This is a genomic window from Photorhabdus heterorhabditis (assembly GCF_001280945.1).
Taxonomy (GTDB): domain Bacteria; phylum Pseudomonadota; class Gammaproteobacteria; order Enterobacterales; family Enterobacteriaceae; genus Photorhabdus; species Photorhabdus heterorhabditis.
On record NZ_LJCS01000009.1, the window covers coordinates 13,294 to 27,360 of the forward strand.

A 14,067-nucleotide genomic window follows, 5' to 3' on the forward strand; every position below is an offset into this window, starting at 1 on the left:
AATGAAACTAGAATTAATCAGTATAGATGAGCCTGAGTCTTTGAATTCTGATGATGCAGATCAGGGTTTTAAAAGTGTTCTTAAAGAAACAATGAATGATGTTAAATTTGTTAAAGAGATGAAACGAATGTCATCGATTCATAAAGATAAAAAAAGGAAGGTGAAAAAAAAAGAACCGGATAATCTTTGTTTTTCATCTTTCCAAGCCTCATCTAATTTACAGTTTAATGCTGACAGAGCGCTAACTAATGATAACGTAAGTATAGGGGGGGAACTTTCACTGCAAGGATTAAGTGATAAGGCTAGATTGGGTCAATATAATAAAGCCTTGCTAGGCAGTACTCGAGTGCGTGAAGGTTTCCAGCCAACAGAATCTAATTTACGGTTTAATGCTGACAGAGCACTAACTAATAATAAAGTGAGCATGGAGGGGAAACTTTCACCGCAGGGGTTAAGTGATAAGGCTAGATTGGGTAAATATAATAAAACCTTGCCAGGTAATAATCGAGTTCAGCGGGAAGGTTTCCAGACAGAATCTAATTTACGGTTTAATGCTGACAGAGCACCAACTAATAATAAAGTGGGTATGGAGGGGAAACTTTCACCGCAGGGGTTAAGTGATAAGGCTAGATTGGGTCAATATAATAAAACCTTGCCAGGTAATAATCGAGTTCAGCGGGAAGGTTTCCAGACAGAATCTAATTTACGGTTTAATGCTGACAGAGCACCAACTAATAATAAAGTGGGTATGGAGGGGAAACTTTCACCGCAGGGGTTAAGTGATAAGGCTAGATTGGGTCAATATAATAAAACCTTGCCAGGTAATAATCGAGTTCAGCGGGAAGGTTTCCAGACAAAATCTAATTTACGGTTTAATGCTGACAGAGCACCAACTAATAATAAAGTGGGCATGGAGGGGAAACTTTCACCGCAGGGGTTAAGTGATAAGGCTAGATTGGGTAAGTGCAATGAAGCCTTGCCATATAACACTCAAATTCAGCAGGAAGATTTCCAGACAGAAGATGTTTCTCAATACATTCATATTTTCTCCGACATAGTAAAAGAGAATCCATTATCATTACCCTATAAGTTCCAGCAGGGATTGCAGTATCTATCTATGGTGTCGCCAGAAAGGATAGTGAATTCATACGTTCCAAAGAATAATCAAATAAAGGGTACTCAGGATTTTAACCATTGCGATAGGGCGGTTGTTGGAGCAAGATTTTCTGCTGTAGAAGTTAGTGTTGGCCCTATGTTTAAAAATACTGTCTATAAATCTAATTCATTGTATTCGAATATTTCTAATTTCGACAATAGTACTGGTTGGATTCAAAATTCATTACTAAATGAAAGTATAAAATATACCTATTTAGCTAATCTGAAAAATTCACCTGCTGATGCATTTTATCGCAACCCGGTGGCTCGTAATTATCGTGTTTTCTTTAAAGGTATGCGCTATTTATTTAAAATAACTGGAGAAAAAGCATGGTTCAATGAGGGAGGCGAGGATGACTGCTCTTGATGTTGCGGCATTGTGTTTGAGTATTTTGAAAGATGGAGTTTTCATATTTTCTATCTGGTTTGTTATTACTGGTGTGTCTGTTGGTCTGTTACAAACTATATTCAGTGTACAAGATCCAGGGTTGCCATTAACTGCAAAGTTGATTGTGCTTTTCATTCTTTTAACCCATGCAGGGAAAGATGTGTACGAACAGTTTCAATTATTATTTAGTGTTTTGTAATTTGTTATTAACAAAAGTAAATTTATAAGGATGATTACGTTGAAAAATTTTAGAAATATTATTTCCAGAGTTTTAATTGAGAAGTTAGGTTTGGATGCGGTGATGTTGTCACGGCTTGATGGCAATAAACCTGTTTGTATTGAACTAAACGGCGGGGCAGAGATATATATAACCTATGACGATGATTTTACATTACTAATTTTTATAGAAATACCAATTAAAGATTTTCGGGTTCTACAAATGAAATCATCACAAGTTATGGAGGTTTTTATAGCAGATGAGGAGTTACATATGAATGTGAAACAGAAAAAACTTGTTGTACTCACTCATCTGGATGTGGAAAGTAAAAATTTAGATGATAAATTGTTAGATAAATTAGTATCCTTTAATATTGTCTATGAAATCATTAATGGGTGAAGTAAAAGTTAAAATTGATTAATTTATTCACCCCTGAATTAACATGAATGTTAGTGAATTGAGATGGTGGAAGGTTTTATTAAAAAGACAGTTTTAATAATGGTGAATTATCTCGATAACAACTGGCCAGTAACAACAAGAAAATAATAGGTAACCTGCCTTTTGGCGGGTTATTTGACGGACTGTGAACTCTACCGTTAGTACAGTTTTTCCATGCTAAATTTTGTGGTTTTGAGTGCAACCACATTCAAATGTCAAATGATAAAAAGGAAAAATATTTTGGTTATGGCTATGACTAAGTAGAGATGTCGCATTTTCTGAGACTTCGATATAAAGCTGAATTATCTGCCGGTTTTGTAATATAAATCTATATGTTTTATTTTTTTTGAAATAAAAAACTATATTTTATGTGATTTTCAATGCAACTTCCTTTCTTCAAGGTACTTATGGCTGAATATGATGGTATGTGAAATAAAGTGCTGCTTGATGAGGTTAGTTGAATAGTATCGTTGTGTAGAAGGCTTGGGGAGACGAACGTCATCTGCTCCCATTGGGAGGGAAGATCTTATTGCTGAGATTTGTTTGAGCTCCTTATTATATTGATTAGCCAGACATTTGGTGTGAATTTTAGAGGCGTTATAAAATGAAAGATTATGTTATTGGCCGGAATGTATTTTTTAACAGCTTAACATGTAATATTTCATCTACAGTTCAGGAAATAACGTTAGGAAGTAGGGAAGCAAGCCTGTTAGAGTTATTCTGTAAAAATCCAAATGAAGTGATTAATAAGACACAGATCCATGAATCAGTGTGGGGAGCAGTGATTGTTAATGAAACGTCGTTGACTAAGGCTGTTTCTAATCTTCGGAAAGCGTTATCTGGATTTGATGATTTGACTTGTGAAATAAAAACTATACCAAAAGAAGGATATATTTTTATCATTGATGAAAAACTTGATAATTGGTGTATTAAAGAAAATTTGTTACCTAAAGAAGTTAGCTTATCTTTTAGTCGTCAAGATAAAAAAATAGATGCTGTTTCTGATGAACTGAGCCTTCAAAGTAGCATTTTTCCTGCGGTTAGTAAGTCATTTTTAAATCTAGTATATATCGTTATTCTTTCATCCTTATTTTCATCAGTGATAACGACAGGATTAATCACATTTATTAGTCAGCGCTGAGATTACAGTGGTTTTGTAATAATACAGTCCTTATCCTTCAATAGAATAAGTGCCTAATAAATCGAAATTATTTGGCTGGGAAATGTTAAATTCATGAGTGATATATGTAGACTACTTGGTAAATTCAAATTTTTGAATCAAGATGAATTCTGAAAAATTCACTATACAAGCAGTTTCAGGCTGGTACTTTGGTGGTAAGTATGGTTGTGTTGTCAGACAGAGGATAATGAGTTAAAGATGAATGATTTTGAGATTGCGAGTATACGGAACGAGCAGGCGACTGTTTTTGAAAAAACTTATAATAATGTAGGTGAAGGTTTTAAAGAGATATTTGATGTTTTGAACGAAGTTAATGCGAGTGGAGGGCATATAACAGTTACGGACACTTTCGCGCTTCAGCAAGCTGTGTTCCAGTTTTCGATGTATCAGGAAATGGTAACAAAGGTAGCCTCTAAATCTGCAACAGCTGTTAATGATGTTATGAAGGCTCAGTGATGATACGTTTGAGAAATGTGATTCGTGGTTTTCTCTTTTTTTTGTTAGTAGGATGCCATGATAGCAATGGAGTCTCTATTGCTATGTTTGAATCGGCAGATATTGCGAATAAAGTATTAGTATTATTGAATCAATCTCAGATTAACGCCGACTTGGTTTCAACAAAAAATGGTTATTCTATTTTCGTTAATGAGACTCACGTTATGGAAGCAAGGACCCTACTATCAAGGTTCAATTTTTACTTTCAGACGGAGGATCTTAATGATTTGTTGGAATCAAAGTTTGCAAGTTTAAGCAAGTTAGAAAATATTAAAAGTAATCTGTTAGAAGGGAGAGAGATATACAATAAGCTGAATGTCATACCTGATGTATTACGCTCTAATGTGATGGTTTCGGGTAGTGAAAGTAAAAGAGTCTCCGTTCTTATCATTAGTATTAAAGAATTAGATGCTACCAGTAGAAGTAGTATAGAAAAATTCTTGAAAGGCATTGTTTCTGAACGAGATATTCTAACCGTTGAATATTTAGTACAATCGATAGTTGATGAAAAAATCTAAAAGACATTACTATAAAATTCTTCATTACTATTTGGTAAAGGGTTTTTTGAATGAGGAAGCATTTAACATTATTACTGAGTTAAGTGATGAAGAAATTGTTATGTGGTTTTCTTCGTCCAGAACCAGAGTGTCTAAGGTCATTGAGTTACTTTCACTCGTGGCTCAATATCAGAGAGCGAGGTTAAATTATACTGGGTTGGATTGGTTAGGTTATAGAAAAAAACTGTCGCAGAATTATTATTTGTGGTCTGAGGCGGCTTTTTTCAGAGAAATACCTGGAGGTTATACTTCGCAAGAGCTTGGTCTTATCGTATTAGCGGCGGTTAATCGGCGTCAGGCAATTGTTTGGTCCTTAAGACTGGGTGTTAAGTTACCAGAGGGGCGGGTTATAGTGGGGCGTCCTGAATATTTAAAATCTCTTATTTTTGGGATGATTGAAAATAATGTTAAATAAAGAGAAAGAGATACTTATATGAATCATCAGTTAAATGTAAAAAAAGATAATGATGCAAGTGATGATTTTGAGGTTTTTTTGGATTCTCTTGATGGAAAAAGGATAGAGAGAGAACTTGCGACATTAGCAAAATCAAATAAAATCACAATAAATCAACTTAAATCAATATACAATTTAGGCGTTAAGTTTTATGCTAATATGCAGCTAAAGGAAGCAGAGGCAGTATTTTTATCCTATTCAGTTCTTAGTCCCTATGATCATCGGGGGCCTGGTAGCCTTGCCTCTATCTATTTAGAAAAAGAAGAGTTTAGAAAAGCGTTGGATTTATTAAGTGTGTTGAAAACATATCCAACCTGTGATTTAGATGAAGTATTGATAAATATTGCATTGTGTCACTATAAATTAAAAGAGTACGCAAATTCTAGCGCTGTATTTTATATTGTTAAACCAGAGAATTTAAGTGATTTTTATTGCAAACGTTATCAATTTTTACAGCGGCAGCTTAAGCCCTATATTGATACTTGAGAGATAAATATTTTGATTAACATCTTAAATACGCTGAGCAGATCGCCTATTGAAATAGCTCCCTTATCTCAGGATGATGGTTCTGAAGGTCAGGAGCTTTTAGTGATAAAACGCTCTGAAAACCAACTTGAAAAGATTGACCAGAGTTTGGTGACAATGCCTAATGATGCCAATGCATCGGTGCTAGCAATGATAGCCACACAGCAAAAACAGGTTGTACTGGCAATGCTAGGCGTCAATGCTGAACAGGCAATTGCTCTGGCATTAGCTAGCAGTATTGAGATTTACGCGCAAAAATTAGAGTTCATACAAGGATGGACTAATGGCGGCGTAGAAATGTTTAGATCCTGCTTAATGTTGATGTTTGAAAATAAAAAAGCTGATGGGATTCAGCCAACTGATCTGGAGGATTTATTCCAGCTGGCGTTACTCGAGATCATGTGTAATCCACAAGAGTATGGGCTGGAAAGTTGGTACGAGCAGAATAAAGTAGATATTAGCCATATATTGGAAAGTACAGGTAGTGGCAGCCATTCCTTGCATGAGACGAATTGGAACTCCCCAGAAAAGCTTGGCGCTGTGGTGGTTAAACTTTATGACAGCATCATGAGTAATGGCAATATTCCTCCTGACTCATTTCTCGGTCAAATTATGCAAGAGCTGGAGAAGGCCGGTGGGGGACAAGCAATATCCAATCAGATCGTCAGTGGATGGAAGGATGATTATGGATGGTGGGTTAATCGAGGTAAGCCTGGAAGCGCTACAGAAATCAGCCCTATGCTCAGACTGTTTCTCTTGAGTTCATTGCTGGAAAATAAAGAAATGAGCAAGGAATCTGTTGAGCTTATTCTAACGGGATCTGTGGACGAAATAGATGCATTCGTTGCTTCAGAATTTGATGGGCAAGAGGGTAAATATAAGAGTGCATCATTGCAGTGGCTTATTGATCATGCTAATTGGCAGATGCAAGATAAACATAATACCGACCAGATCGATTGGATAGGTGATGGAATCGAAATTAAAGAGCTGAAAAAATTATATAGCGAATTCCCTGGTAGAGAGTTATCGGAAGATGAATTAGAAGAAATTAACCGTATTGGTGATCAGGTGAAAATGATTCAACAAACACTCAAATATTGGCTTCAGATCTGCAAGGATGAGCAATTAGCAATAGCTCGTAATATTTGATAAAAAATTAAACAGATGAATGCTTAGACTTTCTAAAACATGACAGGGTGCTATTATTCAACACCACATTTGATAGCGTCGTTTTATGATGATAATTTAATGCTGATATTTATAAAAATGAGAATTAAGAAATAGATGAAGTGTGATGAATATTTCGAAGATCTATTCAACCAGTAGCTGGTTGTGGTTTTTATATACCCAATAGATTTCAAGATGCATCGCGACGGCAAGGGAGCGAATCCCCAGGAGCATAGATAACTATGTGACTGGGGTGAGTGAGTGCAGCCAACAAAGAGGCAATTTGAAAGATAACAGGTATATATATTTTATCACACGTTAAATGCATGCTCGGGTTTTATTTTTAAATCAAAGAGTTTAAATTGTTTTATTGTGATTTTTATCAAATTAAGTATCAGAGAATCAGAGAGTAGACTAATAGGAAAATATCAATGATTCACACTTTGTATCCTTCTAGTAGGGCGTCAAATGAAATAGTTCCCTTTGATCATAATGACGATGCTAAAGGCCAAAAGCAGTTGGCCATGAATAACATAAAAATTATAGAAGGTTCTGAAATCCAACATGAAAAGATTGACCAGCGTTTAGCGACAATGCCCAATGACGCCAATGCATCGGTGCTGGCAATGATAGCCACACAGCAAAAACAGGTTGTATTGGCAATGTTGGGCATCAATGCTGAACAGGCAATTGCTCTGGCACTAGCTAATAGTATTGAGATTTATGCGCAAAAATTAGAACGCATACAAGGGTGGACTAATGGTGGCGTAGAAATGTTTAGATCCAGCTTAATGTTGATGTTTGACAATATAAAAGCCGATGGGGTTCATCCAACTGATCTGGAAGATTTATTCCAGCTGGCATTACTTGAGATTATGTGTAATCCACAAGAGTATGGGTTAGAAAGTTGGTACGAGCAGAATAAAGTAGATATTAGTCATATATTGGAAAGTACAGGTAGTGGTAGTCATTCACTGCATGAGGAAGCATGGAATAGCCCAGAAAAGCTTGGCGCTGTGGTGGTTAAACTTTATGACGGCATCATGAAAAATGGCCAGATTCCTTCTGGCTCATTTCTCGATCAAGTTATGCAAGAGCTGGGGAAGGCCGGTGGGGGAAAAGCCATATCCGATCAGATTATTAAAGGGTGGAAAGATGAATATGGGTGGTGGCTTAACAAGGGCGGAGGAAATATAAATATTAACGATCCTACTTCTGCCACAGTAATAAGCCCTATGCTTAGATTGTTTCTTTTAAGTTCTTTGCTTGAGAATCAAAGTATGAGCAAGGAAGAAGTTGAACTGATATTGACTGGCAGTCTGGAAGACGTGGATAAATTCGTTAAAGATAAATTTGAATTAGATGATAAAGACGTCAAGTATTCCAGCGCTTCTTTAAACTGGCTTGAAGCAAATACAACCTGGCGGATGTTGCCAGACGGTCGTCTTGATTGGCTTGGTAGCGGTATAGATCTTAATGATTTGGTTAATTTATATAGTAATTTCCCTGGTAGAGAGCTATCGGAAGATGAATTAGAAGAAATTAACCGTATTGGTGATCAGGTGAAAATGATTCAGCAAACACTCAAATATTGGTTTCAGATCTGCAAGGATGAGCAGTTAGCAATAGCTCGTAATATCTGATGAGAAATTAAAAATATCACTTCTGAGATTTATTCTCAGTGTTACGGAGTTCACGTTCTTTTGGTTAAACGAACTCCATTTACCAGGCCCGTATGGAGGTTAAATGACTAGCATCAATGTTATTTCTGATGTCGGATATATCCGCACGGAAGAAAATAAAGAGCAGCAGCTTGAGCTGCAAAAATCAGGGCAAAAAGGTTTGCAACCATCAGCTTCTCCATCACAGCCTCTGCCAGGCAGCACACTATCGGAGAATGCGTTGTGGCGAATGATTGCTGAGGCGGCTAAGACATTGGCTAATGGAATGTCTGGCACAGCGAAAGAAAATTCAGAAGCTAAGAAGGCGTTGATTGCAACATTAAAGGATGCACAAATCGCACAATTGAATGAGCGTATGCAGAAATTGGAAGAGCAGGCAGCGGCCGAGAAGAAAAAAGGTTTTTGGGGCAAGCTTGGAATGGCCCTTGGCTTTATTGCTGCTATTGTCATAGCCCCGTTTAATCCGGTTATGGCCGCAGTGATGATCGGTACTATGGTCGCTGCAATCGTCGTGCCTAAGGTTGTAGATAAAATTCTTGAGGCTTGCGGTGTTGATGAAAAAATTCGCAATTGGGTAAACGTCTCATTAGAAGTGATCATTGGCATCGTGGGGGCAGTGTTGAGTTTTAACCCAGGCAATATCTTAGCTTCTGCGAGTAAAACTATCGCCAGTACGACGGCTAAAGCCGTAGAACTGGTTGAAAAAGCCATGAATGTGCTGAAATCCTTTAAAGCGTTCAACACGATTGCAGGAAAAGCGCAGAATATTATTAATAAGGCACTAAAGTTGCTGGAACCTTTATTTGCGAAAATACAAGAGCTTGCCAAAGGTGGTAAATTGGCAGCAGCGAGAATTGGTCAGGTAACATCTGCTTCATCCGATGTTGTTTCTGTGGTCGGAAGTGGTTATGCCATCAAATCAGCTTCAGTAATGAAAGATCTTGAGGTTAGTAAGGCTGAACAAGAAGAGATGGAAGCCCGCTTTCAGCAACTTCAAATTATGTTAAGTACGGCGATGAAAGCATTGACGAAATCGTTTGAATCTCTTTTCAAAATCAAGAGTGATGAACGTGAGTTTAATCAAAAGATGCTTAGTATACATTTGTAAAAAGGAAATGAGATATGTCAAACATTCAATTCAGTGCTGTATCCGCTATGACATCTCCGTTCGAAGACCAACTTAAGACCGGGGTAGAGAATAAGGAATTACAGGTAATTAGCGCAAAAATGGCGAATATTGAGCCTCTGGCTAAGTCTCTAAATCAACAGGTTGAATCGGGGACTGTTAGCATGGGCCAGCTAATGAAACTGATCGGTATGATAATCGATTCATCAAAAGAGTTGCGTTCACAGTTGCTGTTCAATCGAATTGATGAAGCGATGTCCACGTTGGAACTGGGCATTGCTCTGGCACAAAACAAAAAGGAAACTGCGCAGGTTAAATTTGGTATTAATATGGCTATATCTCTTGTTTCCATGACGATACAAACCGCATCTGCCTACCAAACCAGCAAGTTTAAGACAGTAAAAGATAAACATTTGCCGGAGGGCAAAGTTTCTGATCTTTCGGCACAACAGCGTAATGACATTTCCGCAACATTACAGCAAGCCAGAACGGCTAAATATAATAATGTTACTAACTTAACTCAAATGTCCAATAAGATTGGCTCTGATGGGGTTGAGTTCTTACATGCGGATAATGTGCGACATGATGAGGAAAATCAGGCATCAAAAGAGACGAAGCAGAAATTTGACGAGCAACTGACGCAATTCATTGAGAGTTTAGGTAATGAATTGGTGCAATTGCTAAAGATGATGGAAGCTATTCAGGGTGCAGCTTTGGTTACTAACCGTTAATTGAGGAGGAGCGAGCGCTTGTCGCTCGCACTATCAGTATATGGCGATATTACCAACTTCTTTTTCACAGTTTAGGGGAATTAGGGCTATTTCATCGCCTGAATCTCCAAGCCGAGCGACTGAACATAAACTTAATGATAAGGGTAAGATTCGCCGAGTTCGTGATATCAAATCCGCTGAGCGACTGGTTAAAAAAAGACCTAAGTTATTCCGAATTAGGTCTGTTCAATCAACGCGAAGAAATCAGCGCGATTTTGCCAGACGAGTTAATGGGGATCTTCTTAGAGCAATTAGTGACTGGCATGGCTACGTTGATCAGTTACCTGAACCAGAAGAGCTGGATGATGCTACGCTCTTTGTTGTTCAATCAGCATATCATTCTCGCTATTTATACCCCAAAGATGTTTATGAAAAATTAAGTGTGTATCTTGAGAAATTAGAGATGAATACTGATGATTTACTCGAGGTGGATGCTGAACTTATTCAAAATCTTTTAGCAAGAGACAATGTCATATCTGATTTGATGACGCTATTAAATTTATGCCGTTGTTACGAAAAGCATAAAGTTAAATTAAAGCAAAGAGGTGTTAATGAATAAAAAAATACCTTCGAAGAAAATCAGACATTCTAATACCAGCAGTTTACGTCTGGACCCTTATGAAATGCTTAAGAATAAATCAAAACGATTAAGCTGGAATGGATTGTCAAACCCAGACATTTTTCTTGATAAGGCCGCGACTATTGAGTGGTTTTCCCTGCTGCGTGATTACTCTGATGAAATGGTAAACTTAGCCATTATTGAAGGGATTTTTGATAATAAATTTCATAATATTTCATTTATCTTGAGTTTGGTTCAGTCAGAGGATTTCAGGGAAAAATCCTCTATGGAAGTTTATAATTTATTATATAATTTTGTTTGCAGTATGCCAAAAACACTCCGGGACTGGATTGATGATGAGGATTTTTCAATGAGTCAAAACGTCTTGGCTTTACTATCGAAAAACCGAGGGAGTGTTTAAATGGAAGAGAAGGAAAATTTTTTACCTTTGCTTGAATTAGATGGTGCTTTTTTTAAACAATTTAATCGGGTAGCAGGTAAACGCTTTGATAATGAAGACTTATCTATCGATTTTAATGGCTTACATAATACAGATGATTTAGAACAGGATGTTTTTCTTCTACGTATTGAACATGTAGGAATAAGTGGCGAGTTTTACCTATCCTGTTTAGAGGCACGGCGAATACTTAATGTAGATACTAAACTATTCTCCCCCTCTTATCTTGAGTATATTTTTACTCATCATATGGGAAAGTATGGCATTCAGTTTGAGCGTTATATCAGTAAGAGTGAACGGGAGCAGCAGTCTATTTTAGTCTCTGCTAAGGCTAAAATACACGATGAATACTACTCAATCCTGTGTGATTTAAACTACTTGAAGATTGATTCGGAATATCTCCGAGGGCGAAAACGTTCCTGGCCAGGAACATTGAAGTTGTCTCTGGATGTGATTTTGTTTGAAACATTACTGGAAACGCAAGAGATTCGTGATTTAAGTAATGAAGATCTTGTTTTATTATGTGATAAATAAATGACGAAAGACCATATTGAATCTTTTTTGCTGCGCCTGGAAAATAATGAAGAGCAAGTGATTGAGTTTTTTCAGGATTATTTGCTTTTTCCGATTCTTCCTTTTTTCCAGTTGGTACATATTGTTAATACTGAAGAGATCATGGAGGCGTTGGCAAACATCGATAAGACATTTGATAGCATGATGATTCGTGTAGATGGGTATTTAACGGCTGTTATTTCTGAAAATAATTATCAAGAAAAAGAGCTGATAAATATGGTCATTCACATTTTACAAATTATGAGATTTTAATATGTCAGGATCTGGAATAAGAATATCTGTTACCTCAGGTAATAATAATATCAATACCGCTTCTCCAGTAGTTGAATCTGAAATATCTCAAGTGGGTGTCATAAATTCAATTATTACAGGAGGCAGCAGCCAAAGAATACATGCGCATAATGAGCTGCCGTCTGCTGTGCATGTAGAGTCACCTTTGTTGCCGTTAGCAGATAAAGAAACAACAGCAAAAACAAAGAAACAAGCAAAATTGAGAACATCCAATTCAATCAGTAATAAGAGTAAAGCCATAGCTCATGTAGGGACCTTAACTCTCGCTTCTGTTATTGGAATTGCTTTGGCTCCATTTACCGCAGGAATCAGTTTGTTACCTACGGCATTTGTGGTGTTGTTTGGTAATGCTTCTGCTATGGCGATGTATGGGGGTTCCCAGTATTTACTAGGTAATCCTCAAGGAAATAATGAGAATAAATCGGATATAGATAAACCACGGGAGCCGTTGAATGAGCCAGACTTTCACTCCCCTAATAGGTCAGCACGTCGTTGGTCAGTGCCTGTTGTTGATGAAGAAGCTCAGCGACCTGATATTTCTGAAACTGATCATTCAGAAGAAGTAAAAATAGATAATCCAGAAAGCGAGGGTGAAAAATCTGAACGTATTGATCAAGACATGATTGATGAGAAAGCTCGCTCTGAAGATAAAAATAATGATAAGCATCAACCCACGCTTATTGATCAATTAAAAGAAAAGTTCAAAGATGTTCCGGTTATTAAATACGTTGAACACGAAAATGAAATTGATCAAGTGGACTTTACTGATCAATTGCAGGAATTGCCGAATTCAGAAAATATCATAAATTCTTCGGACATGGTGGCTGTAGCGCAGCGAATGATTCATCTTGAAAATGGGATGAAACTCTATATAGGTGAAGTAGTGCCGTTGACGGCGGAATCTGTGCCAGCGACAGAACGAATCCCTCAGGTTGCCAGCCCAACACCGGGGACTACGGCGGAGGTTGAGAAACAACCGTGGCCGCCAGTGAAGGTGGATTACGGAGTGAAAACTTCGCAGAGGGCGGTATCCGGGCGGGGCGATAATCATACCCGCGGCGTGAGGCATAACGCGCCAGCGACGGAACAAACCCCTCAGGTTGCCAGCCCAACACCGGGGACTACGGCGGCGGCTGAGAAACAAAAACAATGGCCGCCAGTGAAGGTGGATTACGGGGTGAAAACTTCGCAGGGGGCGGTATCCGGGCGGGGTGATAATCATACCCGCGGCGTGAGGCATAACGCGCCAGCGCCGGAACAAACCCCTCAGGTTGCCAGCCCAACACCGGGGACTACGGCGGAGGTTGAGAAACGACAGAGGCCGCCAGTGAAGGTGGATTACGGGGTGAAAACTTCGCAGGGGGCAATATCCGGGCGGGGTGATAATCATACCCGCGGCGTGAGGCATAACGCGCCAGCGCCGGAACAAGCCCCTCAGGTTGCCAGCCCGGCGCCGGGAATTGCGGCGGTGGCTGAGAAACAAAAACACTGGCCGCCAGTGAAGGCGTATTATGGGGTGAAAACTTCGCAGGGGGCGATATCCGGGCGGGGTGATAATTATACCGCCGGAGTGAGGAATAACGCGCCAGCGACAGAACAACCCCCTCAGGTTGCCAGCCCGGCGCCGGGAACTGCGGCGGCGGCTGAGAAACAACGGTGGCCGACCGTGAAGGCGGATTACGGGATGAAAACTTCGCAGGGGGCGATATCCGGGCGGGGTGATAATCATACCCGCGGCGTGAGGAATAACGTCAACGTTACTAATACTGGAGCGGGAGTAGCAGAGCCGGCAATTATTTCCGATCAAGGGAATAATTATACTGATAGGGTGAGGACTCAAGGATTAGATCCTGAGAAAGTGAAATTATTTTCCCAATCACATCGGGATAATATTGGGATGGACAAGCCGGTGAACTTGAATATTTGGAATCAAAAAGGTGAGGCTCGGGTGGTATCTCCATTCAGGATGAAACAGCTTAATTTTTCACATGAATGATATGTTTCGCTTTGCCTGTTCATGATATTTCACGTTG

The 14,067-nt window shown here is 38.7% G+C and carries 17 protein-coding genes; all 17 read left to right on the forward strand.

What is annotated here, in order from left to right; all coding sequences use genetic code 11:
* Position 1: 1 nt before the first annotated feature.
* The 17 genes from AM629_RS05275 to AM629_RS05355 all read left to right on the forward strand — a co-directional run bounded on the left by AM629_RS05275 (position 2) and on the right by AM629_RS05355 (position 14,030).
* Positions 2-1,522: a hypothetical protein gene (locus tag AM629_RS05275; protein ID WP_054476808.1), complete on the forward strand. Its 1,521-nt coding sequence runs from the start codon at positions 2-4 to the stop codon at positions 1,520-1,522.
* Positions 1,509-1,742 (forward strand): flagellar biosynthetic protein FliQ, encoded by a 234-nt coding sequence (locus AM629_RS05280; protein WP_015835584.1) that lies wholly within the window; start codon positions 1,509-1,511, stop codon positions 1,740-1,742. Before AM629_RS05275 ends, AM629_RS05280 begins: the two co-directional genes overlap by 14 nt.
* A gap of 30 nt (positions 1,743-1,772) precedes the next feature.
* On the forward strand, positions 1,773-2,159 hold the full coding sequence (locus AM629_RS05285; RefSeq protein WP_072161814.1) for a hypothetical protein: 387 nt from the start codon (positions 1,773-1,775) through the stop codon (positions 2,157-2,159).
* A 643-nt stretch (positions 2,160-2,802) separates the two neighbouring features.
* Positions 2,803-3,339: a winged helix-turn-helix domain-containing protein gene (locus AM629_RS05290; RefSeq protein WP_054476812.1), complete on the forward strand. Its 537-nt coding sequence runs from the start codon at positions 2,803-2,805 to the stop codon at positions 3,337-3,339.
* Positions 3,340-3,576: 237 nt separating this feature from the next.
* Entirely contained in the window at positions 3,577-3,834 is a 258-nt protein-coding gene (locus tag AM629_RS05295) for a hypothetical protein (protein ID WP_054476814.1), read from the forward strand.
* Positions 3,834-4,391: a type III secretion protein gene (locus tag AM629_RS05300; protein ID WP_083451877.1), complete on the forward strand. Its 558-nt coding sequence runs from the start codon at positions 3,834-3,836 to the stop codon at positions 4,389-4,391. The genes AM629_RS05295 and AM629_RS05300 overlap by 1 nt, the downstream gene beginning before the upstream one ends.
* Positions 4,378-4,845 carry a hypothetical protein gene (locus AM629_RS05305; protein WP_054476816.1) on the forward strand — a complete coding sequence of 156 codons (468 nt, stop codon included), beginning with the start codon at positions 4,378-4,380 and terminating at the stop codon, positions 4,843-4,845. Before AM629_RS05300 ends, AM629_RS05305 begins: the two co-directional genes overlap by 14 nt.
* Positions 4,846-4,863: 18 nt before the next feature.
* Entirely contained in the window at positions 4,864-5,370 is a 507-nt protein-coding gene (locus AM629_RS05310; RefSeq protein WP_054476818.1) for a hypothetical protein, read from the forward strand.
* Between the two features lie 102 nt (positions 5,371-5,472).
* Entirely contained in the window at positions 5,473-6,558 is a 1,086-nt protein-coding gene (locus AM629_RS05315) for a hypothetical protein (protein ID WP_235525402.1), read from the forward strand.
* 542 nt (positions 6,559-7,100) lie between these two features.
* Entirely contained in the window at positions 7,101-8,219 is a 1,119-nt protein-coding gene (locus tag AM629_RS05320) for a hypothetical protein (protein WP_235525403.1), read from the forward strand.
* Between the two features lie 103 nt (positions 8,220-8,322).
* On the forward strand, positions 8,323-9,366 hold the full coding sequence (locus AM629_RS05325) for a VspD (protein ID WP_054476824.1): 1,044 nt from the start codon (positions 8,323-8,325) through the stop codon (positions 9,364-9,366).
* Between the two features lie 14 nt (positions 9,367-9,380).
* Positions 9,381-10,115 (forward strand): hypothetical protein, encoded by a 735-nt coding sequence (locus AM629_RS05330; protein ID WP_054476826.1) that lies wholly within the window; start codon positions 9,381-9,383, stop codon positions 10,113-10,115.
* A gap of 40 nt (positions 10,116-10,155) precedes the next feature.
* Positions 10,156-10,713: a hypothetical protein gene (locus AM629_RS05335; RefSeq protein ID WP_054476829.1), complete on the forward strand. Its 558-nt coding sequence runs from the start codon at positions 10,156-10,158 to the stop codon at positions 10,711-10,713.
* Positions 10,706-11,134, forward strand: a complete 429-nt coding sequence (locus tag AM629_RS05340) for a hypothetical protein (RefSeq protein ID WP_036773133.1) — start codon at positions 10,706-10,708, stop codon at positions 11,132-11,134. The genes AM629_RS05335 and AM629_RS05340 overlap by 8 nt, the downstream gene beginning before the upstream one ends.
* On the forward strand, positions 11,135-11,704 hold the full coding sequence (locus tag AM629_RS05345) for a hypothetical protein (protein WP_054476831.1): 570 nt from the start codon (positions 11,135-11,137) through the stop codon (positions 11,702-11,704).
* Positions 11,705-11,995 carry a hypothetical protein gene (locus AM629_RS05350; protein WP_054476833.1) on the forward strand — a complete coding sequence of 97 codons (291 nt, stop codon included), beginning with the start codon at positions 11,705-11,707 and terminating at the stop codon, positions 11,993-11,995.
* A gap of 1 nt (position 11,996) precedes the next feature.
* On the forward strand, positions 11,997-14,030 hold the full coding sequence (locus AM629_RS05355; RefSeq protein ID WP_054476835.1) for a hypothetical protein: 2,034 nt from the start codon (positions 11,997-11,999) through the stop codon (positions 14,028-14,030).
* Positions 14,031-14,067 lie beyond the last annotated feature (37 nt).